At 73.9% G+C, this 25,146-nt stretch carries 27 protein-coding genes; 12 read left to right on the top strand and 15 right to left on the bottom strand.

Annotation, left to right across the window (positions count from 1 at the left end; genetic code table 11):
- Positions 1–39: 39 nt before the first annotated feature.
- The 3 genes from sodN to AB0D32_RS11655 are packed head-to-tail and all read left to right on the top strand — an operon-like array spanning position 40 to position 1,457.
- Positions 40–444, top strand: a complete 405-nt coding sequence (gene sodN, locus AB0D32_RS11665; protein WP_357088001.1) for a superoxide dismutase, Ni — start codon at positions 40–42, stop codon at positions 442–444.
- Positions 441–1,025 carry a GNAT family N-acetyltransferase gene (locus tag AB0D32_RS11660; RefSeq protein WP_357087999.1) on the top strand — a complete coding sequence of 195 codons (585 nt, stop codon included), beginning with the start codon at positions 441–443 and terminating at the stop codon, positions 1,023–1,025. The genes sodN and AB0D32_RS11660 overlap by 4 nt, the downstream gene beginning before the upstream one ends.
- 24 nt (positions 1,026–1,049) lie before the next feature.
- The gene (locus tag AB0D32_RS11655; protein ID WP_121400125.1) at positions 1,050–1,457 is read left to right on the top strand and encodes an ATP-binding protein; all 408 of its coding nucleotides are present in this window, start codon (positions 1,050–1,052) and stop codon (positions 1,455–1,457) included.
- A 47-nt stretch (positions 1,458–1,504) separates the two neighbouring features.
- Here AB0D32_RS11655 and AB0D32_RS11650 read toward each other — a convergent pair whose 3' ends face one another.
- Positions 1,505–1,894, bottom strand: coding sequence for a hypothetical protein (locus AB0D32_RS11650; protein WP_357087995.1), 390 nt, complete (start codon positions 1,892–1,894; stop codon positions 1,505–1,507).
- A gap of 43 nt (positions 1,895–1,937) precedes the next feature.
- On the opposite strand from AB0D32_RS11650, the gene AB0D32_RS11645 reads away from it, so the two are divergent.
- Positions 1,938–2,888 (top strand): diacylglycerol kinase family protein, encoded by a 951-nt coding sequence (locus AB0D32_RS11645; RefSeq protein WP_357087992.1) that lies wholly within the window; start codon positions 1,938–1,940, stop codon positions 2,886–2,888.
- Positions 2,889–3,337: 449 nt separating this feature from the next.
- Positions 3,338–3,595, top strand: coding sequence for a WhiB family transcriptional regulator (locus AB0D32_RS11640; RefSeq protein ID WP_007072794.1), 258 nt, complete (start codon positions 3,338–3,340; stop codon positions 3,593–3,595).
- 96 nt (positions 3,596–3,691) lie between these two features.
- Here the strand turns inward: AB0D32_RS11640 and AB0D32_RS11635 are convergent, their stop codons facing one another.
- From AB0D32_RS11635 to AB0D32_RS11620, 4 genes are all read right to left on the bottom strand, one after another.
- Complete coding sequence (locus AB0D32_RS11635; RefSeq protein ID WP_357088105.1) at positions 3,692–4,477, bottom strand: CbiX/SirB N-terminal domain-containing protein; 786 nt, start codon at positions 4,475–4,477, stop codon at positions 3,692–3,694.
- An 83-nt stretch (positions 4,478–4,560) separates the two neighbouring features.
- On the bottom strand, positions 4,561–5,346 hold the full coding sequence (locus tag AB0D32_RS11630) for a phosphoadenylyl-sulfate reductase (RefSeq protein ID WP_357087990.1): 786 nt from the start codon (positions 5,344–5,346) through the stop codon (positions 4,561–4,563).
- Positions 5,343–5,501 (bottom strand): hypothetical protein, encoded by a 159-nt coding sequence (locus AB0D32_RS11625; protein ID WP_357087987.1) that lies wholly within the window; start codon positions 5,499–5,501, stop codon positions 5,343–5,345. Before AB0D32_RS11625 ends, AB0D32_RS11630 begins: the two co-directional genes overlap by 4 nt.
- Positions 5,502–5,597: 96 nt before the next feature.
- Positions 5,598–7,313 carry a nitrite/sulfite reductase gene (locus AB0D32_RS11620; protein ID WP_357087984.1) on the bottom strand — a complete coding sequence of 572 codons (1,716 nt, stop codon included), beginning with the start codon at positions 7,311–7,313 and terminating at the stop codon, positions 5,598–5,600.
- Positions 7,314–7,660: 347 nt separating this feature from the next.
- Between AB0D32_RS11620 and AB0D32_RS11615 the strand changes: the two genes are divergently transcribed.
- Positions 7,661–8,128, top strand: a complete 468-nt coding sequence (locus AB0D32_RS11615; protein ID WP_357087982.1) for a hypothetical protein — start codon at positions 7,661–7,663, stop codon at positions 8,126–8,128.
- A 137-nt stretch (positions 8,129–8,265) separates the two neighbouring features.
- Positions 8,266–9,702, top strand: a complete 1,437-nt coding sequence (locus AB0D32_RS11610; RefSeq protein ID WP_357088102.1) for a glycosyltransferase family 39 protein — start codon at positions 8,266–8,268, stop codon at positions 9,700–9,702.
- A 148-nt stretch (positions 9,703–9,850) separates the two neighbouring features.
- Here the strand turns inward: AB0D32_RS11610 and AB0D32_RS11605 are convergent, their stop codons facing one another.
- Both AB0D32_RS11605 and AB0D32_RS11600 read right to left on the bottom strand, forming a co-directional pair.
- Positions 9,851–11,428, bottom strand: coding sequence for a histidine kinase N-terminal domain-containing protein (locus AB0D32_RS11605; RefSeq protein WP_357087979.1), 1,578 nt, complete (start codon positions 11,426–11,428; stop codon positions 9,851–9,853).
- A 25-nt stretch (positions 11,429–11,453) separates the two neighbouring features.
- A complete protein-coding gene (locus tag AB0D32_RS11600; protein ID WP_357087976.1) occupies positions 11,454–12,485 on the bottom strand; it encodes an SIS domain-containing protein in 1,032 nt (343 codons plus the stop codon).
- Positions 12,486–12,675: 190 nt separating this feature from the next.
- On the opposite strand from AB0D32_RS11600, the gene AB0D32_RS11595 reads away from it, so the two are divergent.
- Complete coding sequence (locus AB0D32_RS11595) at positions 12,676–14,487, top strand: tetratricopeptide repeat protein (RefSeq protein ID WP_357087973.1); 1,812 nt, start codon at positions 12,676–12,678, stop codon at positions 14,485–14,487.
- A gap of 12 nt (positions 14,488–14,499) precedes the next feature.
- Here AB0D32_RS11595 and AB0D32_RS11590 read toward each other — a convergent pair whose 3' ends face one another.
- The 7 genes from AB0D32_RS11590 to AB0D32_RS11560 form a co-directional block, all read right to left on the bottom strand.
- Positions 14,500–15,024 carry a GNAT family N-acetyltransferase gene (locus AB0D32_RS11590; RefSeq protein WP_357087970.1) on the bottom strand — a complete coding sequence of 175 codons (525 nt, stop codon included), beginning with the start codon at positions 15,022–15,024 and terminating at the stop codon, positions 14,500–14,502.
- On the bottom strand, positions 15,021–15,242 hold the full coding sequence (locus AB0D32_RS11585) for a biotin/lipoyl-binding carrier protein (RefSeq protein WP_199729539.1): 222 nt from the start codon (positions 15,240–15,242) through the stop codon (positions 15,021–15,023). The genes AB0D32_RS11590 and AB0D32_RS11585 overlap by 4 nt, the downstream gene beginning before the upstream one ends.
- Before the next feature lie 436 nt (positions 15,243–15,678).
- Complete coding sequence (rsrA, locus tag AB0D32_RS11580) at positions 15,679–15,966, bottom strand: mycothiol system anti-sigma-R factor (RefSeq protein ID WP_357087967.1); 288 nt, start codon at positions 15,964–15,966, stop codon at positions 15,679–15,681.
- A gap of 1 nt (position 15,967) precedes the next feature.
- Complete coding sequence (locus AB0D32_RS11575) at positions 15,968–16,801, bottom strand: sigma-70 family RNA polymerase sigma factor (protein WP_357087964.1); 834 nt, start codon at positions 16,799–16,801, stop codon at positions 15,968–15,970.
- A 430-nt stretch (positions 16,802–17,231) separates the two neighbouring features.
- Entirely contained in the window at positions 17,232–17,846 is a 615-nt protein-coding gene (locus AB0D32_RS11570) for an alpha/beta family hydrolase (RefSeq protein ID WP_357087961.1), read from the bottom strand.
- 271 nt (positions 17,847–18,117) lie between these two features.
- On the bottom strand, positions 18,118–18,510 hold the full coding sequence (locus AB0D32_RS11565) for a WhiB family transcriptional regulator (protein WP_357087957.1): 393 nt from the start codon (positions 18,508–18,510) through the stop codon (positions 18,118–18,120).
- Between the two features lie 194 nt (positions 18,511–18,704).
- The gene (locus AB0D32_RS11560) at positions 18,705–19,415 is read right to left on the bottom strand and encodes an SOS response-associated peptidase (RefSeq protein ID WP_357087954.1); all 711 of its coding nucleotides are present in this window, start codon (positions 19,413–19,415) and stop codon (positions 18,705–18,707) included.
- 103 nt (positions 19,416–19,518) lie between these two features.
- On the opposite strand from AB0D32_RS11560, the gene aroA reads away from it, so the two are divergent.
- The 4 genes from aroA (at position 19,519) to AB0D32_RS11540 (ending at position 23,723) form a co-directional block, all read left to right on the top strand.
- Positions 19,519–20,820, top strand: a complete 1,302-nt coding sequence (gene aroA / locus AB0D32_RS11555; protein ID WP_357087952.1) for a 3-phosphoshikimate 1-carboxyvinyltransferase — start codon at positions 19,519–19,521, stop codon at positions 20,818–20,820.
- A 165-nt stretch (positions 20,821–20,985) separates the two neighbouring features.
- Positions 20,986–21,957, top strand: a complete 972-nt coding sequence (gene rsgA, locus AB0D32_RS11550; RefSeq protein ID WP_357088099.1) for a ribosome small subunit-dependent GTPase A — start codon at positions 20,986–20,988, stop codon at positions 21,955–21,957.
- 24 nt (positions 21,958–21,981) lie between these two features.
- Entirely contained in the window at positions 21,982–22,800 is an 819-nt protein-coding gene (gene hisN, locus AB0D32_RS11545) for a histidinol-phosphatase (RefSeq protein ID WP_357087949.1), read from the top strand.
- 26 nt (positions 22,801–22,826) lie between these two features.
- Positions 22,827–23,723 carry a hypothetical protein gene (locus AB0D32_RS11540; RefSeq protein WP_357087947.1) on the top strand — a complete coding sequence of 299 codons (897 nt, stop codon included), beginning with the start codon at positions 22,827–22,829 and terminating at the stop codon, positions 23,721–23,723.
- Between the two features lie 47 nt (positions 23,724–23,770).
- Here AB0D32_RS11540 and AB0D32_RS11535 read toward each other — a convergent pair whose 3' ends face one another.
- Entirely contained in the window at positions 23,771–24,973 is a 1,203-nt protein-coding gene (locus AB0D32_RS11535) for a glycosyltransferase (protein ID WP_357087944.1), read from the bottom strand.
- Positions 24,974–25,146 lie beyond the last annotated feature (173 nt).

Below are 25,146 nucleotides of genomic sequence, written 5' to 3'. Positions count from 1 at the left end.
TCGTCTTGGATCATCGCAAACTTCCCATGGAGGATCCTGATGCGACTTCCGCGCATCCTTACGCCCCGCGTAACCGTCAGCGCCCACTGCGACCTGCCCTGCGGCGTCTACGACCCGGCCCAGGCCCGGATCGAGGCCGAGTCGGTGAAGGCGATCTGCGAGAAGTACCAGGCCAACACCGACCCCGAGTTCCGCACCCGCGCCATCCTGATCAAGGAGCAGCGCGCCGACCTGGTGAAGCACCACCTGTGGGTGCTGTGGACCGACTACTTCAAGCCGGCCCACTTCGAGAAGTACCCGCACCTGCACCAGCTGTTCAACGAGGCCACCAAGCTGGCCGGCGCCGCCGGCGCGAAGGGCGGCACCGACCCGTCCAAGGCCGACGAGCTGCTCCAGAAGATCGACGAGATTTCCAAGATCTTCTGGGAGACCAAGCAGGCGTGACCCTCAGCGGTTCGCCGACGATCCGGCCGGCACGTCCCGAGGACGTGCCGGCCGTCGTCGCCATGGTGCACGAGCTGGCGGAGTACGAACGCGCAGCCGACCAGTGCCACCTCACCGAGGAACAGCTCACCGCCGCCCTGTTCGCGACCGCTCCAGGTCACGGCTCGGCGTCGGACGCGCCGAGTTGGAGCAGTCGTAGCCCGGCCCCGGCGCTGCACGGGCATGTGGCCGTGGACAGCCAGGACCAGCCGGTCGGGTTCGCCCTCTGGTTCCTCAACTTCTCCACCTGGACCGGCGTGCACGGCATCTACCTGGAGGATCTCTTCGTCCGCCCGGCCGCGCGCGGCACCGGGGCGGGCCGTTCGCTGCTGGCCACCCTGGCCGCGATCTGCGTGGAGCGGGGCTACCAGCGGCTGGAGTGGTGGATGATCGACTGGAACCCGGCCGCCGGCTTCTACGCCTCGATCGAGGCCCAGCCGATGAAGGAGTGGATCCCCTACCGGCTCAGCGGGGACGCCCTGACCGGCCTCGCCGCGCAGGCACGTGGCGGTCCCCACACGTCCGGGCCGCCGAGCGGGTAGAGTCCCCGACCGGGGGGATGAGTGGTGACTCAACTGACCGGGCAGCCGACGACCGACGACGACGTCGTGCACCTCACCGTGCCCGCGGACGGGGGCTACCTCGGGGTGCTACGTACCGCCACCGCGGGGCTCGCGGCGCGGCTCCAGTTCGCCCTCGACGAGATCGAGGACCTGCGGATCGCCGTCGACGAGGCGTGCGCCATGCTGCTCGCCATCGCCACCCGCGACGCGGAGCTCGACTGCCGTTTCGCGGTCACCGACGACGCGCTGACCGTCGAGGTGACCGTGCCGACCGTCCGCGGCGCCACGCTCCCCGCCGAGTCGTCCTTCGCCTGGAAGGTGCTCACCGCGCTGACCACGTCGGCGGCTGCGACGGCCGCCGACGGCCGGGCCACCATCTCGCTGCTCACCCGGCGCGCCTCCGGCTACTGACGCCCGCCCGGTCACCGCCCCCGGTCGGGGCGGTCCCGGCCGGGGCGTCACTCGAAGCCGAGGGCCCGGGTGGTGGGGGTGCTGACCAGCAGGGCCGTCACAGCGAGGCCGAGCGCCATCAGCGGTACGCCGAGCCACGCCAGCCCGCCCTGGACCATGAACCACCCGATCGGCAGCAGCATCAACTGGAGCACGATCGCCGGGGCCCGCGCGCCCGCCTTCCGGTGCGTCAGCGCGCCGCCCAGCGCCCAGAGGGCCGCCGCCGCGCCGATCGCGAACGCGGTCACCAGCAACGCCGACGTGAGGTCGGTGGTGGCGGCGGTGAGGTCGGCCCAGACCAGCCATGCGGCGATCAGTCCCACGGCGACCGCCTCGGCCCGCAGCAACCACACCGCCCAGCGGAGGGTGACGGGGTTCGGGTCGGAGTCGATGGTCACGCGCGCCACGATACCCGGGCTACCGCGGGGTACAGTGCCGCCCATGCGGGCCGTCCTGGTGGTCAATCCGAAGGCCACCACCACCAGCGAGCGCAGCCGGGACGTCCTGGTCCGGGCGCTGCGCAGCGAAGTCGACCTCTCCGTTCGCTACACCCGACGGCGGGGGCACGCGACCGCGCTGGCCCGCGAGGCGGCCGAGGAGGGCGTCGACGTCGTCGTCACGCTCGGTGGCGACGGCACGGTCAACGAGGTCGTCAACGGCCTGATGACGGCGCAGCCGCCGACCATTCCGACCGGCGCCACGACGGCGGAGCGGCTGCCCGCTCTCGCGACGGTGCCGGGGGGCTCCACGAACGTCTTCGCGCGGGCGCTGGGCCTGCCCCGGGACTGGCCGGACGGGACCAGCATGATCCTGGAGGGTCTGCGGCTGGGCCGGTACCGGACGATCGGGCTCGGCCGGGCCGACGACAGGTACTTCACCTTCTGCGCGGGCTTCGGGGTCGACGCGGCGGTCATCCACCGGGTGGAGCAGGCGCGGCGGCGCGGTCGGGTCTCGACGCCCGCCCTCTACTTCCGCTCCACCGCCGCCCAGTACTTCCTCAACTCCGACCGCCGCCACCCGGCGATCAGCCTGGAGCGCCCGGGCGAGCCGGCGGAGGGCCAACTGGCGACGGTCATCATCCAGAACACGGCGCCGTGGACCTATCTGGGCGACCGCGAGGTCAACCCGAACCCGGAGGCCTCGTTCGATCTGGGCCTGGACGTGCTCGCGCTGCGGCAGCTCCGGGTGGCCAGCACGACACGGACAGTGACGCAGTTCTTCTCCCGGACGCCGGATCCGCACGGCCGTCAGGTGCTGCGGCTGCACGATGTCGCCGAGTTCACCCTGCTCTCGGCCCGTCCGCAGGCGTTCCAGCTCGACGGCGACTACCTTGGCGAGCGGGAAAAAGTCAGATTCACATCCATTCCCGCCGCACTGAGAGTAATCTGCTAGGTCTCGGGTACTGCCCTAGGTCGACGCGGTCGCGACGCCGCCCGATGCGACGGCCGCCACACCGAGGGGCAGGTGCCGGAAATGTCAGCAATGTCACGCGGACTGTACTATATTGATCCAAGACAGTGGTACGCCGGGTAACCAGGAAGGCGCTGGAATCCGGACAAAGGGGTTGTGGGCTTGCTCACCGCCCGGAGTTTTTCCGAGCGCCACCCTTGACATCCCGGGCGTTCGTGAAAGTATTCACAAGCGAACTTGAGTTACCGGGACATTGCCTGGATATGCTCGGCAGGTTGAGCTGTTCCAGCAGGTCCGCGGGGCCGACACAGCCTGCTCACGCACTGCCGAATAGCCGGACGCGAACCGTCACCATCGGCTCTGCGGATGCATATAGGAAAAGCAACAGAAGCAATATCTGCCACCCACCCAGAATGAGGAGTGTTGCCGCCATGGACTGGCGTCACCATGCTGTCTGCCGCGACGAGGACCCGGAGCTGTTCTTCCCGATCGGGACGTCCGGACCGGCTCTCCTGCAGGTCGAGCAGGCCAAGGCCGTCTGCCGGCGCTGCTCCGTGACCGACCAGTGCCTGCAGTGGGCGCTGGAGTCCGGTCAGGACGCCGGCGTCTGGGGCGGGATGAGCGAGGAGGAGCGGCGCGCCGTCAAGCGCCGCGGTGGCCTCCGGGTGCTGCGCGCTCACTCCGCCTGATCCCCACGCACCAGCGATACGCCCCGGCCGGGTACGCCCGCCGGGGCGTACTGCTGTCCGCACACCGCTCTCCTACCCGCGGCACGCCGCTTCCGATCATGGACGCGCCGTGAGCCCGGCCACCCTGCCGACGGCGTCCACGCGCCGCAGGACCAGGTCGGCCAGCTCCGGTGCGTCGGTCAACGGGGCGGACACCGCCACCGCCCCGGCATCCCGCGCCGCCGCGGCAACGGCGTCGTGGAACAGGCCGGGCGCCAGGAAGTACGCCGACACCGCCACCCGCCGGGCGCCCCGGGCCCGCAGCCGCGCCACCGCCGCGTCGACGGTCGGCGAGGCCGCCGAGGCGTACGACACGTGGGTGGGCACGTCGAGACCGGCGCGCAGCGCGGCGGCCACCCGGCCCACCGACCCACGCGCCCGGGCGTCCCTGGTGCCGGCCGCCGCCAGCACCAGCCCGTCGAACCGGCCCGGCCCCGCCTCACCCAACCGTCGGCGCAGGCCCGCCAGCAGCCCGGCGTCCACCTCTCCGTCGGCGGGGCCGAGCACCTCGGTCACCCGTACCTCGATCGGTGGCCACGTCTCCCGGGCCGCCGCGACCGCCGCCGGGATGTCCACCCGCCGGTGGTACGCGGCGGTCAGCAGCAGCGGCACCAGCACCGCCCGGGGGTGCCCGGCGGCGGCCAGGTCCCGCAGCACCGTCGCCGGTCCCGGCTCGGTGTGGTCCAGCCAGCTCGCCAGCACCGGCGTGCCCGGCCGGGCCGCCGACACTGCCCCGGCCAGCGCCCGGGTCGCCTCGGCGGCCCTCGGATCCCGGCTGCCGTGGGCGACCAGGACCACCGGGTCGGCCGCACCCGACGGCCCGGACGCTCCCGGTCGGGCCACCTCCGGCGGCCCGGACGCCCCGGGCCGGGCCGCGACCGGCAGCCAGAACGCTCGCGGCGGGGCGGAGCCCGGGACCGGCCGGGTCAGACGTGCAGTCCGCACTCGGTCTTCTCGAACATGGCCCAGCGGCCGGCCCGCGGGTCCTCCCCCGCCTTCGTACGGCGGGTGCAGGGCCAGCAGCCGATCGAGCCGTACCCCTGCTTGAACAGCTCGTTGACCGGCACGTTCCAGCGGGCGACGTAGGCGTCCACGTCGGCCTGCCGCCACGCCGCGATCGGGTTGACCTTGACCTTGCCCCGGCGGGCGTCGAAGGTCACCACCGGCGTGTTCGCCCTGGTCGGTGACTCGTCCCGGCGTAGTCCGGCGGCCCAGGCGTCGTAGCCGGCGAGCGCCCGCTCCAGCGGCTCCACCTTGCGCAGCTGGCAGCAGTCGTCCGGGGCCTTGTTGAACAGGCGGGGGCCGTACCGGCCGTCCTGCTGGCCCACGGTCAGTCGTGGCCGGATCGACCGGACGTTCACCGGCAGCGTCCGGGCCACCTCGTCGCGGACCCTCAGCGTCTCCGGGAAGTGCAGGCCGGTGTCGAGGAAGACCACGTCCACCCCGGGGGCGACCCGGGACACCAGGTGGGCCAGCACGGCATCGGCCATGGAACTGGTGACGCAGAACCGGTCCCGGAACGTCTCGGCCGCCCAACGCGCGATCTCCAGCGCCGGCGCGCCCTCCAGCTCCCGGCCGGCCTCCTCGGCCAACGCGCGCAGCTCGTCGGGGCCGCGCCGCGCCGGGTCGGCCGGCGTCGGACCGCCCGGCCCGACCAGGCCCAGGCCCGCCGCCGAGACGAGGCCCGGCCGGTCGCCCACGCCCCCGCTCACCGGGCCACCGCCGTACCGAGCAGGCCGGTGAACTTCACCGTGAACACCCGGGCGCACGCGTGACACTCCCAGGCGCCATGACCGGACTCACTCGGCCGCAGGTCCTCCTCGCCGCAGTACGGGCAGTACAGCGGCGCGGAACGCGTCTCGCTCATCGCGTCACCTCGCTGCGCTCGGCACCGCGACGAGGGGCACCACACCTGCTGATTCGCTCGCTGCGCTCGCTCATCGCGTCACCTCGCTGCGCTCGCTCATCGGAGTTCCTCCTCGTCGGCCCTGATCACCCAGTTGGCGAACGTCTCGCCCGCTTCCCGGCCAGCCAGGTAGCACCGGGCCAGCCGCTCCACGTACGCCGGAAGCTCCTCGGCGGTGGTCTTCAGGCCGCGCAGCTTGCGGCCGAACCCGGCGGTCTGCCCCTCGGCCATACCGAGCCCGCCGCCGAGGTGGACCTGGAAGCCCTCCACCTGGCGACCGTCCGGGCCGACCACCAGCTGACCCTTGAGGCCGATGTCGGCGACCTGGGTGCGGGCGCAGGCGTTGGGGCAGCCGTTGAGGTGGATGGAGATGTCGGCGTCGAAGTCGCGCAGCCGCTCCTCCAGCCGGGTCACCAGCTCCTCGCCGCGCGCCTTGGTCTCGACGATGGCCAGCTTGCAGTACTCGATGCCGGTGCAGGCCATCGTGCCGCGCCGCCAGGCCGACGGCTGCGCCTCCAGGCCGATCCCCCGCAGCTCCCGCACCAGCGAGTCGGTCCGCTCCGGCGCCACGTCCAGCACCAGCAGCTTCTGGTACGGCGTGAGCCGCACCCGCTCGCTGCCGTGCGCCTCGACCACGTCGGCCAGGCGGGCGAGCTGACTGCCGGAGACCCGGCCCACCACCGGGGCGGCGCCCACGTAGCGGCGACCGTCGCGCTGCGGGTGCACCCCGATGTGGTCCACCGGCCGGTCGGGCAGCTGGGGAGCCGGGCCGTCGAGCAGTGCCCGACCCAGGTACTCCTTCTCCAGCACCTCGCGGAACTTCTCCACGCCCCAGTCGGCGACCAGGAACTTCAGCCGCGCCCGGTTACGCAGCCGGCGGTAGCCGTAGTCGCGGAAGATGCCCACCACGCCGGCCCAGACATCCGGCACCTCGTCCAGCGGCACCCAGACGCCGAGCCGCTTGGCCAGCATGGGGTTCGTGGACAGGCCGCCGCCGACCCAGACGTCGAAGCCCGGGCCGTGGTCCGGGTGGTCCACCCCGAGGAAGGAGACGTCGTTCGCCTCGTACGGGGTGTCGACCAGCCACGAGATGGAGGTCTTGAACTTGCGCGGCAGGTTGGAGTACGCCTTGTCGCCCACGTACCGGCGGACGATCTCGTCGACCGCCGGCGTCGGGTCGACCAGCTCGTCGCGGGCCACCCCGGCGACCGGGCTGCCCAGCACGACCCGGGGGCAGTCGCCGCACGCCTCGGTGGTCTGGAGGCCGACGGACTCCAGCCGGCGCCAGATCTCCGGCATGTCCTCGACCCTGATCCAGTGGTACTGGATGTTCTGCCGGTCGGTGATGTCGGCGGTGTCCCGGGCGAACTCGCGGGAGATCTCCGCGACCACCCGGAGCTGCGCCAGATTGAGCTCACCCCCGTCCACCCGGACCCGGAGCATGAAGAACTCGTCCTCCAGCTCGTGCGGCTCCAGCACGGCGGTACGGCCGCCGTCGATGCCCGCCTTGCGCTGCGTGTAGAGGCCCCACCAGCGGAACCGACCACGCAGATCCTGCGGATCGATCGAGGCGAACCCATGATGGGCGTAGATGTTCTCGATCCGGGCCCGCACGTTCAGCGGGTCGTCGTCCTTCTTGATCCGCTCGTTGGGGTTGAGCGGCTCTCGGTGACCGAGCGCCCACTGGCCTTCCCCGCGGGGCCGGCGGGGGGCACGGACCGGTCGGGGGGACGTGGGGTCCTCGGCCCGGGCCGGGATGCTGCTGACCGCCATGGCGGCGTCCTCCGTTGTCTGCGGTGCCTCAGAGACACGCAAGGCGCGCGGCCGACCCGTCGGAACGGGCTGGGGACAACGGTGTCGAAGCAGCCGGCGCGAGGCGCGCCCGAGACAGATTGGTCGGGCGTCGTCAGTGGGCCGGACAGATCGCGCTGCGCATGCGGCCGTAATCGACGTGGCGGCGGGCCACGAAGCGGCGGACGACAGCGGCGGTCATGGAAGTCATGCTGCCACACCGGACAGGGGCCGGCCAACGAGCGCGTGCGAGATCCCACATCACGGGCCACACCCCGGCCACCACCGGTGTTAGCCTTCGCCGCCACCCGAACGGAGGACGCTCCCCCATGACCTACCCGCACGTCGACCCGGCCCCGGCCCCGGACGCTGGCGCCACGACCGCGCCGTCCACCGGCCCGCTCCGGCGGCGCCGCCGCGTCGCGGTGGCCACGGCCGCCCTGCTCGGGCTCGTCCTGGTGGGGGTCGGCGCGGTGGTGGCGTACCAGAGCATCACGTCGCCGGACGACGAGGACAGCGGCGTACGCGCGTGCCGCTCCAGCGGGGCGCTGATCCACGGTGAGCAGGGGCCCGTCGTGCCCCGCGAGAAGCTGGTGGAACTGGCCGAACTCTTCGAGGCGTCGGCGGACCCCCACCTGGCCGAGGTCGGGTTCACCACGGTCGGTCTGGTGGAACGGGTCCAGCGCAGCCGCGGCGAGACCGGCCCGGGGGCCGAGCTCTACCGGCTGTCGCTGCGCGAGGCGCTGCCCCACTTCGTGGCAGCGTGCGAAAAGCACGGGGTCACGGTCGAGGGCTGACGCCCAGACCGGCCGGCAGGAGAGCTTCGTCGCCCGGCGGTGCCCGATCGGCGGATCGGCGCACGGGAGGTCCGGATTGTGTGACGCTGCGATACGTGACCGGTTCCGCTGACCCGCCCAGCGACCGCGTCCCGCCGGTGCGCGAGGCGACAGGCAGGCCGGATCGTACGGGTCGGCTGCTCTGGGTCGGGCCGACGCTGGCCACCCTGGCTGTCGTGCTGACCGGGATCGGCCACGCGCAGCCGTGGCGCGACGAATTGGCCACCTGGAGCGCGGCAAGCCGTTCGATCGGGGACCTGTACCGGCTCGCCGGCACCATCGACGCCGCCACCAGCCCGTACTACCTGTTCATGCACGCCTGGGTGGCCCTCTTCGGCGACTCGGTGACCGCGCTGCGGTTGCCCGCCGCACTGGCCATGGCCGCCACGGCCGGGCTGACCACGGTCCTCGGACAGCGGTTGATCGATGCCCGGGCCGGGCTCCTCGCCGGGTTCATCTTCGCGGTGCTCCCCGGCACCTCGCGGTACGGGCAGGAGGCCCGCCCGTACGCGCTGGCCACCTTCCTGGCGGTGCTGGCGACCCTGCTGCTCGTCGAGGCGATGACCCGGCCGGGGTGGACGCGCTGGGCCGGGTACGCCGCCGCCGTCGCCGCGCTCGGGCTCACCCATCTGGTCGCGCTCACCCTGCTCGCCGCGCACGCCGTGGCGGTGTTCGCCACCCGCCGTACGGGGCCCGGGAACCGTCCGCTGTATTGGGTGCTCGCCCTGGTGCCGGCCGCGCTGCTGCTGACGCCGCTGGTGCTGCTCGCCCGGGAACAGCGTTCCCGGCAGCTCGGCTGGGTGGGGACCGCCCGTCCCGACGACCTGGCCGCGCTCGCGGGTGGGGTGACACAGAGCGGGGTGGTGGGCGGGTTGCTGGTGGGCCTCGCGGCGCTCGGCGTGGCACGGTTGGGCCGGCGTGCCCTGCTGCCCGGGCTCGCCGTGTTGCTGCCCGTGTTGCTGCTCTTCGTCGCGGGGCTGGTCGTGCCCCTCTGGGTGCCCCGGTATCTCGTCTTCGTGGTGCCCTTCGCCTGCCTGCTGGCCGGCGCGGCGCTCGCGGCGGTGCCGCTGCCGCCAGCGCTCGCCGTCGTCGCCCTCGCCGGGCTGCTCGGGCTACCCGACCAGGCATCGCTGCGGCGTACGCACGAGTGGCCCCGCAGCGCGACGGTCGACTACCGGGGCGCGGCCCGGATCGTCGCCGACGGTCAACGGGCGGGCGACGTGATCGTCTACTCGCCCCGGCAGAGCTGGTTCTTCCCCGACCTGGGTCTCGCGTACCACCTGGGCGACCGTCGCCCCCGCGACGTGCTGGTGACCGAGGACCAGGCCCGCCGGGGCGACCTGTGGGCCGCCGAGTGCGCCCGCCCGGCCGAGTGCCTGGCCGGCGCGGAGCGGGTCTGGCTGGTGGTGACCGGCCGCCGCGAGGATCCGCTGGCCGCCGTCCCCGGCGCCAAGGGCGACGCGCTGCGCGCCGGCTTCACGGTCGACCAGGTCTGGCCGCGCCCGGGCCTGACCGTCGCCCTACTAACCCGCTGACCCACCTGCCACCTGCCGCCTGCCTCCCGCCCCGGCTCCCCCGTGCCCGGGCTCGATCGTTTGATGGTGAGCTGGTGTGGCGGGCCGTTCAGGGCTGGTTTTCGATCAACTGATCTTGGCGCCCCGCCACCGGCACCGGCGCCCCGGGTCAGCCGGCGGAGCGGCCCTCGGGTGCGGTACGGGCCAGCGGGACGACGAGGGTCGCCTCGGTGCCGCCCTTCGCGCCGTCGCGCAGCTCGATGGTGCCGCGCAGTTCGCCGGTGATCAGCGCCCGGACGATCTGCAACCCGAGGTTGCCGCCCCGTTCGGCGTCGAAGCCGGGCGGCAGCCCGCGCCCGTTGTCGGTGACCGACACGTGCAGCATCTTCCGGAACCGGTGTGCCGACACCACCACCTCCGGCGCGGCCGGGGTAGGCGTCCCCGGGGCCGGCGTTCCCGGACCGGCCGCGTCGGCGGGAGCTTCCGCGGCTGGCGGGAAGCCGTGCTCCACGGCGTTGAGCAGCAACTCGTTCAGCACCATCACCAGCGACGTGGCGACCTCGGCGGGGAGCACCCCGAAGCTGCCCTCGCGTCGCATCCCGACCGTCGACTCGGTCGCGGCCACCTCCGTCGCCGCGCTGGCCACCCGGTCGACGATGCCGTCGAACTCGACAGCCTCGTCGCTGGACATGGAGAGGGTCTCGTGCACCAGCGCGATGGAGGCGACCCGGCGTACCGACTCCTCCAAGGCGACCCGGGCCTCCGGCATGGAGACGCGGCGGGCCTGGAGACGGAGCAGGGCGGCGACGGTCTGGAGGTTGTTCTTCACCCGGTGGTGGATCTCCCGGATGGTCGCGTCCTTGGTGATCAGGGCGCGGTCGCGGCGGCGTACCTCGGTGATGTCGCGGACCAGCACCAGCGCGCCGATGGGCACTCCGGCGGGCATCAGCGGCAGGGCCCGGGTGAGCATCGTCGCGCCGCGCGCGTCGATCTCCCGGCGGGGCGGCGCCTCGCCGCGCAGCGCGGCGAGGATGCCGTTCGCCGCGTCCGTGCCCTCCAGCGGGTCGCCGGCCAGCCGGCGGTGCAGCGCCGCCAGGTCCTCGCCCACCAGGTGGGAGGCGTAGCCCAGCCGCCGGTACGCTGACTGCGCGTTCGGGCTGGCGTAGGTGACCTTCCCGCCTGCGTCGAGCCGGACCAGCCCGTCGCCGACGCGCGGGGCCGACGTGGTCTCGCCGGGATGGCGCGGCGGTGGGAAGGTCCCGTCGGCGATCATCTGGGCCAGGTCGTCGGCGGTGGTGAGGTAGTTCAGCTCCAACTGGCTGGGGGTACGCGCCGTGGAGAGGTTGGTGTCCCGCCCCACCACGGCGATCACGTCACCGGCCTCGCCGTCGGTGGTGCGGAGCCGGACCGGGATCGCCTCGTGCCGGGCGGGCACGTCGCCGTACCAGACCGGGTCGCCCTCCCGCCAGATCCGGCCCTGCCGGTGGGCCACCTCCAGGTGGGCCATCTCGGGCCCGCCGACGATCCGCCCCACCTGGTCGTCCAGGTACGCGGTGGGTGCGGTCGTCGGTCGGACCTGGGCGACGCAGAGGAACGTCCCGTCGGCGTCCACGGGCACCCAGAGCAGCAGGTCGGCGAAGGACAGATCGGACAGCAACTGCCAGTCGCCGGCGATCCGGTGCAGGTGGTCGATGTCGGCCGGGCGGAGGCGCGTGTGCTCCTCAGCGAGGTTGCGCAGCGTGGACACGCTGACCAGCGTGCCACGACGGGCGTCACATCGTGGCGGTGACCTTCTTCAGCCCGCGCGGCGCGTCCGGGTCCTCTCCCCGGGCGAGCGCCAGCGCCAACGCCAGGCGCTGCAACGGCAGGATGTCGAGCAGTGGCGCGTACCGCTCGTCGACCTCGGGGACGGCCATCCGGGTGGCGCCCTCGACGTCGGCGGAGCCGACCACCACCACGTCGGCACGACGCTCGCCGAGCCGGGGCAGCACCTCGCCCATCGACCGGCCGCCCGGCCCGGAGCCGACCACGGCGAGCACCGGCACGTCCGGGTCGGTCATGGCGAGGGGGCCGTGCAGCAGGTCTGCGCCGGAGAACGCGAGCGCCGGCAGGTAGGAGGTTTCCATCAGCTTCAGCGCGGCCTCGCGGGCGGTCGGGTACGCGTACCCCCGGCCGGTGGTGACGAGCTGGCCGGCGAACCGGTAGCGGGGCGCGAGCTGGGTCGGGGTGGGGTCTTCCAGGGTGCGGGCGGCCAGCTCGGGCAGGGCGGCGAGCGCCTCGCGCTCGTCGGCGGGCAGCACGCCGTCGCCGGCCCGGATGCCCTCGACGAGCAGCAGCAGGGCGAGCAGTTCGGCGGTGTAGGTCTTGGTGGCGGCCACCGCGCGCTCGTGCCCGGCGGCGATGTCCACGCTCAGTTCGGCGACGCCGGCCAGCGGGGAGTCGGGTGCGTTGGTGACCGCGAGGGTCAGCGCGCCCGAGTCGCGGGCGGTCCGCAGCACCTCGCCGAGGTCGGGCGAGCCGCCGCTCTGGCTGACGCCGATGACCAACGCGTCGGAAAGGTCCGGCCGGGCGCCGTAGACGGTGACGACGCTGGGCGAGGCGAGGCCGGCGGGCAGGCCGAGCCGGATCTCGGTCAGGTACGCCCCGTAGAGCGCGGCGTGGTCGGAGGTGCCCCGGGCGGTGAACACCACGTGCCGGGGACGGCGCTCCGCGATGACCGCCGCCACCCGGGCGATGGCGCCGGCATGCTCGGCGGAGAGCAACCGTTCGTAGCCCGCCGGCTGCTCGTCGATGTCGGCTGCCATCCCAGCCCCTGCACGCGTCACGGAAGCTCCTCCCACTGCGCGATTGCCGCGCGTTTCCTGCTCAGTCTTGCACGTTTGATCTGATCAGAGCAATCGAACGAGCAGTAGTGCGCAGATGATCACCATCTCGGCCCAACATCACCTAGGCTTGCCCGGCCCCAACCGGAGCACACACGAGCGAGAGGACGACGTGCCCGAGGACGACCGGTCGCTCTCCGCGGCGGAGGAACTTGCCCTGGCCCGACTCGCCATGGACGACGGCGACCTGGCGCACGCGGCCGGTCACGTCGCCGCCGCGCTGGCCCAGGCCCCGACCCTGCCCGAGGTGCACGAGGCCCTCGCCCGGCTCGCCGCCGCCGACGGCGAGGGCGGCATCGATCTCTTCCCACTCCGGGGCCAGGCCTACGTCGGTGCCGTGGTCGCCCGCGCCCACCTGCTCGCCGCTGCCGGGCGCCCCGCGGAAGGGCTCGACCTCCTGGTCGCGGCGACCAGCCACGCGCCGGGGACCGACTGGGCAGGTGTGCCGTGGGTGACCACCCCGGAACTCGCCGATCGCCTCGAACCGGACCGGACCGCCCGGATCCTGATGCAGGTCTGCGCCGCCGTGTCCGATCCGGTGCCCCGGGCCGGCCGGGCGGCCCTGGCCCCCTACCTGGCGCTGGCCCGCAACGCGGTCACCGTCCACCCCGCGCACGGCCTGCTGCTGGGCGCGGCGTCCGCGCTGGCCAGGCGGGTCGGCGAGGTCGACGTGGCGATCCGCTGGGCCGCCCGGGGCGTACGCGCGGAGCCGTCGAAGATCGGCGAGGTGTGGCTCGGGTACGCCTACCGCAGCGCCGGCCGCACCCGCGAGGCGCTGACGGCACTCGGCCGCGCCGTGGAGCACGACCCCGACGACCTCACCGTCTACGCCGACATCGCCGGAACCCTCGCCGACAACGGGCGGCTCGACGAGGCGCTCGACTGGATAGACCGGGCGCTGGCCCGGGACCCCTCCTTCGACTGCGCCGTGCACACCGCGCACCGGCTGCGGCACCAGCGCGACGGCGACGTGGCGCACCTGGTCGCGCTCGCCGACTTCGTCCGGGACCATCCCGACGACACGCACGAGCACGGCGACCTGGCCGAGAGCTGCCGTGGCCGGCCCTGGCTCGGGCAGGTCACCCCGGCCACCGGGGCGGTGGTGGACGCGCTGCGTCAGGCCGTCGCCGACGAGCGCGTGGGCCTCGGCGCCGTACGGCTGGACTCGCCCGCGCCGCCCAGCGCCACGCGTACCGCCGCGACGGCCGCGCCCGGGCTGCGCATCGAGGTGGCCGGCGTGCCCGACCCGGACCCGCGCGAGCCCCGCCGGGCGGTCGCCTCGCAGCTCTGGCGCCACGACGGTACGACCGTCGCGCCCGCCGTGCCGGCGCCCTCGCCGGAGGCTGCCGCGCGACTGCGGCAGCTCGCCCACCCGGCGTGGCCGCACCCGCCGGCGGCGTACGACGCGGCGGTGGGCCTGGCCACCCTGGAACTGGCCGACCTGCTCGGGCTGCTGGCGCACCCCCCGGAGGCGCCGCCCACCGCGCTGGGCCGGGTACTCGGGCAGGACCCCTCGCTCTGGGTGCGCTGCGTCCAGGTGTGGGCGTGCCTCGGTCTGCTGCACCACCGCACCGACGAGCCGTGGGCGGAGTCGACCCGGCGCCGGGTGCTGCTGGACCTGGTCTGGGGTGTCGAGGACTGGGTCACCGAGGCGGCACTGTTCGCCCTGGTCACCGCCGCCTGGGTCGACCCGGCGGTACGCCCCGACGTGGCCCGGGTGGTCGCCGAACGGCTGGCGGACGCGGCGGCGGCGGCCCGTACCCGCGCGGTGCCGATCGCGCCGTCCCTGGCACACCTGGCCCTGGCCAGCCCGGCCCTGGACCCGGAGACGGCGACCCTGGCCACCTCGCTGACGGCCACCCGCCCGCTTCCCCGGCCGCGTTCCCGCCTGCACCGTCTCTGGCGACGCCTCACGCGCCGGTGACGGTGGGGCCGGCTACCTCCCGCCGGGGCAGCCGCTCACGAGCTCCAGCCGGAGGCCGAGCAGTTCCACCCCGTCCAGGGGCACCCAGTCCAGCTCGGGCACCCGCACGAAGCCGCGACGCTGGTAGAGCCGCTGGGCGGCGGCGGCGAAGCCGCTGCGGACGCAGATGACCACGGCGGAACAGCCCAGCTCGGCGGCCCGCGACACGCAGGCCTCGACCAGCGCCGCGCCGACGCCCCGCCCCTGCCCGACCGGGTCCACCGCCAGCATCCGGAACTCCGCCTCGCCCGGCCCGGACAGTTGGGCGTACCGCGTGCCGGGCAGGACGAAGGTCACCGAGCCGAGCAGTTCGCCGGTGGCGTCGTCGGCGGCGACGAACACCTCGCCGTCCTCCGCCCGGGACGCCACGTCGGCGAGCACCGTGGCGTAGCCGTGCTCGCTCTTGAGCTGGCCGTCCGCCTCGTACGCGGCGACCGTCAGCCGGGCCACCGCCGGGAAGTCGGCCGGCCCGGCCCTGCGGACCGACAGGCCGCTCAATCGATCACCGCGATCAGGTCGCCGTCCTGCACGACGTCGCCCTCGTTGACCGCGAGCTGCTTGACGACACCGTCGGACTCGGCGACGACCGGGATCTCCATCTTCATCGACTCCAGGATCACCAGCGTGTCCCCCTCGGACACCGTGTCCCCGGCCGACGCGACGACCTTCCAGACGTTCGCCACCATCTCGGCGCGGATCTCCTCGGCCATCTTCAGAGCCCTCCCTCTAGCGACTTCCTGCCGACGTATCCAATCATGCGGGTGCCCTCCGGCGGGCGTGGAGCGGACCGGAGCGTACGGATCGACTCCGGTGCCGGGCGGCGGCGTGTCGCCCGGCGCGGCGTACGGCCGGCTGCCCCGGCGGACGACGGTGGGTGCCGGCCGCACTAGCATCAGCGGGTCGGACCCCGGCGCCGGGAGGACCGGTGCGTGCACCGGCGCCGAGCTCGTGCGCAGGCGGATCCGACCATCACGAGGAGGTCACCATGGCGAAGAAGGCCCGTAAGAAGAAGGCCCGTAAGAAGAGCGGCGCGAACCACGGCAAGCGCCCCAACTCCTGACCGGCTGCCGGGCCCCGCGGCCCGGCGTCGAGCAGTCAGCAAAACGCCGGTGGCCCGGGTCGTCACGACCCGGGCCACCGGCCGGCCCGGCCTCAGTCGGCCAGTTCCCGCGACTCGGTGTTCTCGAAGACGACCAGCTCGGTGAGGCGCAGCCGCAGCCGCTCCCGCAGATCGTCGGGCGCGGTCTCGTTGCCGCAGCAACGGGCGACCAACGCCCTCACCTCCTGCTCGATGCCGTACTCGCGCAGGCACGGCCCGCACTCGTCGAGGTGGTACCGGATCAGCGTGCGCCGCTCCTCGGCGCACTCCAGATCCAGGTAGAGGTAGACCTCCGCGATGACCTCTCGGCAGTCCGTCTCGTGCGGCTTCCCACAGCTCACGTCACACCTCCCGGCCGGCGGCAGCGGTCGAGCCCTTCTTCGACGCCGCGGCGCTGAAGCCCCGCTCGGCGGCGTACTGCTCAAGCAGCTTGCGCAGATTACGCCGGCCGCGGTGCAGGCGCGACATGACCGTGCCGATCGGCGTGCCCATGATGTCGGCGACTTCCTTGTACGAGAAGCCCTCGACGTCGGTGAGGTAGACAGCCAGCCGGAACTCCTCCGGCAACTCCTGGAGGGCCTCCTTGACGTCGCTGTCCGGCAGCCGGTCCAGCGCCTCGGTCTCGGCCGACCGCAGCCCGCTGGAGGTGTGCGACTCGGCCTCGGCGAGCTGCCAGTCGGTGATCTCGTCGGTCGGCGCCTGGATGGGCTGACGCTGCCGCTTGCGGTAGGAGTTGATGTAGGTGTTGGTCAGGATCCGGTAGAGCCAGGCCTTCAGGTTCGTGCCCTGCTCGAACTGGTGGAAGGCCGCGTACGCCTTCAGGTACGTCTCCTGGACCAGGTCCTCGGCATCCGCCGGGTTGCGGGTCATCCGCAGCCCGGCAGCGTAGAGCTGATCGACGAAGGGCATCGCGTCCCGCTCGAAGCGGGCCCTGCGCTCGTCCGTCTTCTCGGTGGTCAACCGCACATCCCCTCGCGTCGGATGCTTTCCCGCCGAGGATACGCGTACGGACGTACCGGCAGATTCACTTCCGGCGGGTGTGCTCGTACTCACCGTGCTCGCCGCTGCCGGGCCGAGCGGCGGCATCGCCGCAGGCCAGTCCGGGCCACCCAGCAGCCGTCGTACCTGCCGCGCTTCCCGCTCGTCCCGTTCCCGGGCCCGCGTCTCGGTCGGCACCGGTCTCCCCCCTCGCCAGAAATGTCATCCGGAGGGTGCAACGCCCTCGACGGGGCGGGGCATTCCGCTGTCCTCCCCCCGTTCCTGGTCCCGGCGCAGGCAGAGGCCGACGCTGGGACCAGGAAGGGCCTGGGAGGACAGGCGCCGACCGCCCGGAGCGGGCGCGCGACACCATCCGATGCAACGACCCGCCGCGCCCACCGGACACGGCCCCCCGACCCGCCCACCCTGCCCCCTCCCCGTCCCCTTCTCCCCCAAAAAGCACCCCACCGACACCAGCCCGCGGACCAGGATCCGCCACCAACACCGCCGATCTTGCACTTTGGGGCCACGAGATGCACTTATCGCCCTTTTTGTCGGGGCGCAAACTGCAAGATCGCGGGCGTTCAGGGGCTGCGGGGCGCGACAGGCTCGGGGGCAGGGGTGGGGGTCAGGGGTGGGTCCAGGGTTGTTGTTGGAGCCAGGCGCGTACCACTGCGGCCGTGCCGGGCGGGTCTGCCCGTAGGTCGTGCCGTTCCCCCGGGCGGGTCACCACGCGCACCTCCGGCCCGGGCTCCGGCACCCCGAACGGGTCACGGTCGCCGTTGACCACGAGGGTCGGCAGGCCGGTCGCCAACTCCGCCGCCCGCGACCGCTCCGGGCGGCTGGGCGGATGCAGCGGGAATGCGAGCGCCACGATCCCGGCGGCGCCCACCGCCGCTGCGGTGCGACACGCCACCCGCGCGCCGCTGGAGCGTCCACCCACCAGCAGGGGTACGCCGGGATGCCGCTGCCGCAGCACGGCGAGCACGGCGATCCACGCCTCGTCGAGGTGCCCCGCCGGAGCCGGTGCGCGCCGGCCTGCGACCCGGTACGGCTGGGTCACCCGGGCCACCACCAGCCCGGCGGCGACCGCAGCGTCTCGAACCGCACGCAGGTCGGGGGCGTCGACGTCACCGCCCGCGCCGTGGCCGAGCACCAGCAGGGCGCTCGGCGCGCCCGCCGGCAGATCGGTGTCGACCCGGGCGGGTCCGCGCGGGGTGGGGATCTCGTCGTCCTGCGGCACCGGCCCATTCTGCGGCGTCCGGGTCACGACGGACAGCCGGCCCGCCGAGCACGTCAGGCTGGCTGATGCCACCCGGCCGCCGGCGACCGCCACCCGGGCCTACTACGGCGGCCAGATACGGCACAGGCCGACGGCAGCAACGCCGACAGCAGCCAAGGCCGGATACGGCAGGCCGACGGCGGCGGGCCGGATACGGCGGAGGCCGACCAGGTGGCTGGATACGGCGGAGGCCGACATACGGCAGGTCGGATGTGGGCGGTTCAGTCGAGGGTCAGCTCAGCGGCACCAGCGTGAGCAGCCGGTCCCGGACCGGCGGACCGGCCTCGTCGGCGGCGTCCGGATCCGGTTGCACCTCATCGCGCCAGGCGACCAGCATGGCCCGCCGTTCGCGCGGGGTGGTGCCGCCCCAGACTCCGTGGCAGTCACCCACGTCCAGCGCCCAGGCCAGGCAGGATCCCTGCACGTCACAGCTTCGGCAGAGCGCGACGGCCGCGTCGGCCGGCTCGTTCGGCGCCGGAAAGAACGTTTCCGGGTCGACGTTCTGGCATGTTCCCCTGGTCCGCCACGCCTCGTCCTGTCGCCGCTCCCGCAACGCCCGCAACAGCCGCGGATCTCGTCGTGCGGCGGCCACCTCGTGCGGGCGGGGCATACGTGCCCGTGTCATCCACCCACCTCCCCCGTGGGACCGGCAAGATCGATGAGCGTCGTCCGCCCCGTGCGAGTCGCGCCCACTACCGGCGCTGTGTTGTATCGCACTTCCGGACATCGGGACAAGACTTCACGGTAAATTCGGGCCAACAACGATGCGACGTTTCGCCCGCAACTCAGGCAAATCACACCCGACAATGTGTCGGGCTGTCAGAAGAGCGTCATTTCCTCCGGCGCGGCGGCCCGGGCGATCGACACTCTTGCCGTCAACTCCGGCCCGTCGTTGCGTACGTCCCCCACCGCCCTCCCCACCGGGCGGATCTCCAGCGTCGCCAGCCAGTCGGGCGGGGGCGGGGCGAGCAGCCCCTCCGGCTCACCGGTCGACGCCAGCCACGCCCCCCAGCGCTCCCTGGGCAGCAGCAACGGCATCCGGTCGTGCACCTCGGCCAGTTCGCCCAGCGCGGCGGTGGTGAGCACGCTGAAGGTCAGCAGCGGACTGCCGGAGCCCTCCCAGACCGACCAGATGCCGGCGAAGGCGAGCACCGAGCCGTCCAGCGGGGTCATGTAGTAGGGCTGTTTGTGCCCGTCCGCCGAGCGGACCCACTCGTACCAGCCGTCGGCGGGGACGAGGCAGCGGCGACGGGCGAAGGCCCTCGCGTACGCCCGGCTGGTGGCGACCGTCTCGGCGCGGGCGTTGATCATGCGAGCGGCGCCGGCGGGCGACCGGGACCAGGCCGGTACGAACCCCCAGCGACCGACCGACAGCGCGCGGTGGCCTTCCGGGCTGACCCGCACCAGCGGCACCGGGTCGGTGGGCGCGACGTTGTGGTCAGGGCCGGCCCGGCCGTCGGTCTCGTCCTGGGACTCGAACAGCGCGCTCAGGTCGCCCGCGCTCCGGGTCGTCGCGTACCTCCCGCACATGCCGCACACGCTAGCCCCCCGCAGGCCGCCCGGCTGTCCCGCTGACCGGGAGCACGCGCACCGGCCAGCCTCGCCCGCCGTCCGGACACGGCAGAATGTAGGCGTGGGGAACCTGATCGCGACCCGGCCGCCGCAGCCGTGGACCGCTCCGACCGCCTCCGACCCGGTCGAGGCGATGCTGCGCCTGCCCGGGTCCAAGTCGATGACCGCGCGCGCCCTGGTGCTGAGCGCGCTGGCCAGCGGCCCGTCGACCCTGGCCGGTCCGCTGCGCGCGCGGGACACCGAGCTGATGGCCGCCGGGCTGCGCGCGATGGGCGCGCACATGTCGATCAGTGACGACGAGCGCTGGCTGGTCCGCCCCCACCCGCTGGTCGGCCCCGCGCACGTCGACGTCGGCCTGGCCGGCACCGTGATGCGCTTCGTCCCGCCGGTGGCGGGCCTGGCCGACGGGCGGATCACCTTCGACGGCGACCCGCAGGCCCGCACCCGGCCCCTCGGCCCGCTGATCGGGGCGTTGCGTTCCCTCGGCGTACGCGTCGACGCCCCCGCCACCGGCAGCCTGCCGCTGACCGTGCTCGGCGCGGGGCGGGTGACCGGCGGCGAGGTGGTGATCGACGCCTCCGCCTCCAGCCAACTGGTCTCCGGGCTGTTGCTGGCCGCACCGCGCTTCGACCGGGGTGTGGTGGTCCGGCACGTGGGCCCGCCGGTGCCCTCCGCGCCGCACCTGCGGATGACGGTGCAGATGCTCCGGGCCGCCGGCGCTGCGGTCGACGACGGCACCCCCGACGTGTGGGTGGTCGAGCCCGGCCCGTTGACGGGGCGCGGCTGGGAGATCGAGCCCGACCTGTCGGGCGCCGTGCCGTTCTTCGCCGCCGCCCTGGTCACCGGCGGCGAGGTGACCCTCCAGGGCTGGCCACGCAGCAGCGCCCAGCCCGTCGAGCAGCTCCGCTCGCTGCTCCAGCGGATGGGCGGCGAGGTGACGCTCTCCACCGCCGGGCTGACGGTCCGGGGCACCGGCGTGGTGCACGGCCTGGATGCCGACCTCTCCGACGTCAGCGAGCTGACCCCGGCGCTGACCGCGCTGGCCATGCTCGCCGACTCGCCGTCCCGGTTCACCGGCGTCGGCCACATCCGGGGGCACGAGACCGACCGGCTGACCGCGCTGGCCCGGGAGTTCGCCGCGCTCGGCGCCGACATCACCGAGTCCGCCGACGGGCTGGAGATCCGGCCCCGGCCGCTGCACGGCGGGGTGTTCGAGACCTACCACGACCACCGCATGGCGCACGCCGCCGCGGTGGCCGGTCTGGCCGTGCCGGGCATCGAGTTGAGTGACGTGGCCTGCACCTCGAAGACCATGCCCGAGTTTCCGGCACTATGGTCGGCGATGGTGACCGGCAAGAGCTGACACGACGGGGGGGCGGTCCTGGCGACCAGACGGCGGGAGTACGACGAGGACGACGTCCGGGTGCGGCCCGGCAGGTCGTCGCGCCCGCGTACCCGCACCCGACCCCGGCACGAGGACGCGGTCGACGGCTTCGTGATCGCCGTCGACCGGGGCCGCTACACGTGCGTGCCGCCCGACGCCGGGCCGGACGTGCCCACGATCACCGCCATGCGGGCCCGGGAGCTGGGGCGCAAGTCGGTGGTGGTCGGCGACCGGGTCGGCCTGGTCGGGGACACCTCGGGCGCGGCCGGGGCGCTGGCCCGGATCGTCCGGATCGCCGAGCGGACGTCGGTGCTGCGGCGTACCGCCGACGACGACGAGACCACCGCCGAGGGGCGGCTGGAACGGGTGGTCGTCGCCAACGCCGACCAGTTGGTGATCGTCAGCGCGCTCGCCGACCCGCCGCCGCGCACCGGTTTCATCGACCGGTGCCTGGTGGCCGCGTACGACGCCGGCATCGAGCCGCTGCTCTGCCTCACCAAGGCCGACCTGGCCGGCCCCGAGACGGTGCTCGGCTACTACGCCGAGTTGGAACTGCCGTACGTGCTGATCCGCCCCGAATCCGACCTCGACGCCCTGCGCAGCCTGCTCGCCGGGCGGATCTCGGTCATGGTGGGGCACTCCGGGGTGGGCAAGTCGACGCTCGTCAACCGCCTCGTGCCGGACGCCGCGCGGGCGGTCGGCACGGTCAGCGCGATCGGCCGGGGCCGGCACACCTCCACGAGCGCGGTGGCACTGCGGCTGCCCCGGCTGCCCGATGGCGACGATTCACGCGCGTCCGCCGCCGCGCCGCGCCCCGGAGCCGACGCCGGCTGGATCGTCGACACCCCGGGCGTGCGCAGCTTCGGGCTGGCACACGTCTCCGCCGACAGCCTGCTGCACGGCTTCCCCGACCTGGTCGAGGGGACGGTCGACTGCCCCGCCAACTGCCCGCACACGCCGGACACGACCGACTGCGGCCTGGACGCCTGGGTGGCCGCCGGCAAGGCCGACCCGCGCCGGCTGGCCTCGTACCGCCGGTTGCTGGCCTCCCGGTCCGGCGAGGGCGACCCGCGGGGGGAGACAACCGACCAGCGCGACCCGCCCGCCGGGGCCTGACCCGGGCGTCGCTACCGTTGCGGCATGCCCGGGTATGCCGACGACATCGCCCTCGCCCACCTGCTCGCCGACGCCGCCGACGCCGTCTCCACGGCCCGGTTCCGGGCGCTCGACCTGCGGGTCGAGGCGAAACCCGACCTGAGCCCGGTCTCCGACGCGGACACCGCGGTGGAGCGGGAGATCCGCGCGCTACTGGCCGCGCACCGGCCGGGCGACGGCCTGCTCGGCGAGGAGTACGGCGAGGAGCCCGCCAGCGGCCCGGGGGGCCGGCGCTGGGTGGTCGACCCGATCGACGGCACGAAGAACTTCATCCGCGGCGTACCGGTCTGGGCCACCCTGATCGCACTGCTGGAGGGGGACCGCCCGGTCGCCGGGCTGGTCTCCGCACCGGCGCTCGGGCGGCGCTGGTGGGGCGCGCTCGGCGAGGGCGCGTACGCGGGCCCGGACGCCGCCAGCGGTGCCCCGATCCGGGTCTCCGCAGTCCAGAACCTCGCGGACGCGAGCTTCTGCTACTCGTCGCTGACCGGCTGGGAGTCCACCGGCCGGCTGGACGCGATGCTCCAGCTCATGCGGGACACCTGGCGCAGCCGGGCGTACGGCGACTTCTACGGCTACATGCTGTTGGCCGAGGGTGCGCTGGACGTGATGGTGGAGCCGGAACTGTCGCTGTGGGACGTCGCCGCGCTGGTGCCGATCGTCACCGAGGCGGGCGGGACGTTCACCGACCTGGCCGGCCGGCCCGCCCCCTCCGGCGACGCCGGCACCGAGAGCAGCGCCGTGGCCAGCAACGGCGCGCTGCACGCCGACGTCCTCTCCCGGCTGGGTCGGCCAACCGAGCACTGACCTACCGCAGCCTCTATCCTCGCCAGGTGGTCTCCTCCGGTTGGTGTTTCCTGGCGGCGATGATCGTCGCGTACGGCGTCGCCAACCTGCTCCAGTCGGTCGCCGCCGCCCGCACCACCGTGCACCACTCCTTCGACCCGGGGCTGCTGCTGCGGCTGGCGGGGCACCGCACCTACCTGGTCGGGCTGGGCTGCCAGGTGGCCGGGTTCGTGTTGGCCCTGCTGGCCCGGCGGGACCTGCCGCTCTTCCTGGTCCAGTCCGCCGTCGCCGCCGGGCTCGGGGTCACCGCCCTGCTCGGCGTACTGGTGCTGAAGTGGCGGTTGCCGGCCGCCGAGGTGGCGCTGCTGGTGCTGTTGTTCGCCGGGATCACCGCGCTGGTGCTCTCCGCCGAGCCCGCGCCGGCCAAGCCGCTCGGCAAAGCCGGCATGGTCGTCCTGGCGGTGACACTCGGCGTGATCGCCGTGGTCGGCTTCTTCGCGGTACGCCTGCACGGTGCGCCCGGTTCGGTGGCGCTCGGCGCGCTGGCCGGGTTGGCGTTCTCCGCCGCCGCGGTGGCCGCCCGACCGCTCGCCTCCGCCCCGACGCCGGAGGCGTTCGTCCAGGATCCGCTGCTCTACCTGCTGATCGCCCACTCGATCGTCGGCCAACTGCTGCTCGGCCTGGCCATGCAGCGCGGCTCGACCACGGCCGCCGTGGCGGCGATGGACGCCGCCGGGGCGGTGCCCGCCGCGATCGTCGGCCTGCTGCTGCTCAACGACAAGATCTGGCCCGGGCGGGAGTGGCTCGCCGCGGTCGGGTTCCTGGTCACGCTGGGCGCGGTCATCGGTCTCACCCGGTACGCCGAACCCCAGCACCACCACGCGGTCGCCGGGGAACGGGACCGGGGCATGGTCGGCGTCGGGGCAGCCGGCCGTCCGCTGTAGCACCCGGCCGCCGGTGTGTCGTGGACCTTCGCGCGCCGGCCGGCCCCTCAGGCCGCCTCGACCGGCTTGCGGCGGCTCACCACCCGCTCGTAGAGGCGCTCCAGCGCGCCCGCCGTCCGTTCCCAGGTGTAGCTGCACCGCACCCGGTCCACGGCGGCGTGCCCGTACGCGAACCGCCCGGCGTTGTCGGCGAGCAGCCGGCGTAGCGTCACGCCCAGCGTGCGGACGTCGCCCGGCGGCACCAGCCGCCCGGTGACCTCGTCGACCACCGCGTCGGCGATCCCGCCCATGGCGTAGCCGACGACCGGCACCCCGCAGGCCATCGCCTCCAGCGACACCCGGCCGGCGGAGGAGTAGTGCGGGGTGCAGGCGACCACGTCTGCCGAGCGGTACCAGGTGGCCATCTGGTCGTGCGGCACCGCGCCCACCAGCTTCACCTGGTCGGCGACCCCGCTGCGCTCGGCCAGCTCGCCCAGCCGCCGGGCCTCGGCGTGGTTGGCGAGCTGCCCGGCGGGCGGGCCGCCGGCGATCACCAGTTCGGCGTCGCCGACCAGGCGCATGGCCCGGATCAGGTCCTCCTGGCCGTGCCCGGCCGAGAGCCCGCCGACGGAGAGGATCCGGGCCCGCTGGTCGCGGGGGGCGGCCTCGCCGTCGGGGTGGAACTGCGTGGTGTCGACGCCGGCCGGCACCATCGCCACGGAGGCGCGTTGCAGCCCCATCCGGGTCAGCTCGTCGACCTCGTCGTTGCACTGGGCGACCGCGATGTCCACCGCCCGGGTCAGCGCCCGCTCCAGCGGGATCCGCTCCCCCGGCCCGTCGTACTGCCGGCCGAGGTGGCGCAGCTGTTCCACGCCGAGGGAGTGGAAGGTCTGCACCACCGGGATGTCGGTCTCGCGGAGCGCCTGCGCGGCGGCCAGCCCGCCGATCCAGTAGTGCCCGTGCACCACCTCGGGGCGCCAGTCCCCCGCCCACCGGTCGGCCAGCCAGGCGCCGAACGCGGACACGTGCGGCACCAGCTCGGCGGTGGGCAGCGGGGCGGCCGGGCCGATCGGCACCCGCTCCATCCGGTAGCCGTCGACCGTCGCCGTCTCCGGCAGGTCCGGGTCGTCCCGGCGTTCGTACACCCGGACGTCGTGGCCCCGCGCGGCGAGTTCGGCGGCGACCCTGGCGATGTGCTGGTGGGTGCCGACGGTCAGGCCGTCGACGCCCCTGGGCGGGCCGGCGTGCGCGCAGACGAGGCCGACGCGCATGGGTCACCTCCATGCGATCTTCTCGAGTGGTGGTCCTCGGTCAGAGGGTCCCATTAACCGAACCCCCGGGAGCCGAAACCTGGCAGATCGGGAAGAGCCCGGCGGGTACTTGCGTCACGGCAACTGTTGTCGGATGCCGTCCGGCTCCACGGGCCATCCGATCGGCGTCGGTC

This window comes from Micromonospora sp. NPDC048170 (assembly GCF_040652795.1).
Taxonomy (GTDB): domain Bacteria; phylum Actinomycetota; class Actinomycetes; order Mycobacteriales; family Micromonosporaceae; genus Micromonospora.
The sequence above is the reverse complement of the archived record's forward strand: the minus strand, read 5'-3'. Positions and strand labels throughout refer to the sequence as shown.

Excerpts from the sequence above, each read along its gene's own strand:
- sodN (WP_357088001.1), top strand. The coding sequence starts at position 40 with ATGCGACTTCCGCGCATCCTTACGCCCCGCGTAACCGTCAGCGCCCAC.
- AB0D32_RS11645 (WP_357087992.1), top strand. The coding sequence starts at position 1,938 with ATGCGGGCCGTCCTGGTGGTCAATCCGAAGGCCACCACCACCAGCGAG.
- AB0D32_RS11640 (WP_007072794.1), top strand. The coding sequence starts at position 3,338 with ATGGACTGGCGTCACCATGCTGTCTGCCGCGACGAGGACCCGGAGCTG.
- AB0D32_RS11625 (WP_357087987.1), bottom strand. The coding sequence starts at position 5,501 with ATGAGCGAGACGCGTTCCGCGCCGCTGTACTGCCCGTACTGCGGCGAG.
- AB0D32_RS11620 (WP_357087984.1), bottom strand. The coding sequence starts at position 7,313 with ATGGCGGTCAGCAGCATCCCGGCCCGGGCCGAGGACCCCACGTCCCCC.
- AB0D32_RS11615 (WP_357087982.1), top strand. The coding sequence starts at position 7,661 with ATGACCTACCCGCACGTCGACCCGGCCCCGGCCCCGGACGCTGGCGCC.
- AB0D32_RS11600 (WP_357087976.1), bottom strand. The coding sequence starts at position 12,485 with ATGGCAGCCGACATCGACGAGCAGCCGGCGGGCTACGAACGGTTGCTC.
- AB0D32_RS11565 (WP_357087957.1), bottom strand. The coding sequence starts at position 18,510 with ATGACACGGGCACGTATGCCCCGCCCGCACGAGGTGGCCGCCGCACGA.
- AB0D32_RS11560 (WP_357087954.1), bottom strand. The coding sequence starts at position 19,415 with ATGTGCGGGAGGTACGCGACGACCCGGAGCGCGGGCGACCTGAGCGCG.
- hisN (WP_357087949.1), top strand. The coding sequence starts at position 21,982 with ATGCCCGGGTATGCCGACGACATCGCCCTCGCCCACCTGCTCGCCGAC.
- AB0D32_RS11535 (WP_357087944.1), bottom strand. The coding sequence starts at position 24,973 with ATGCGCGTCGGCCTCGTCTGCGCGCACGCCGGCCCGCCCAGGGGCGTC.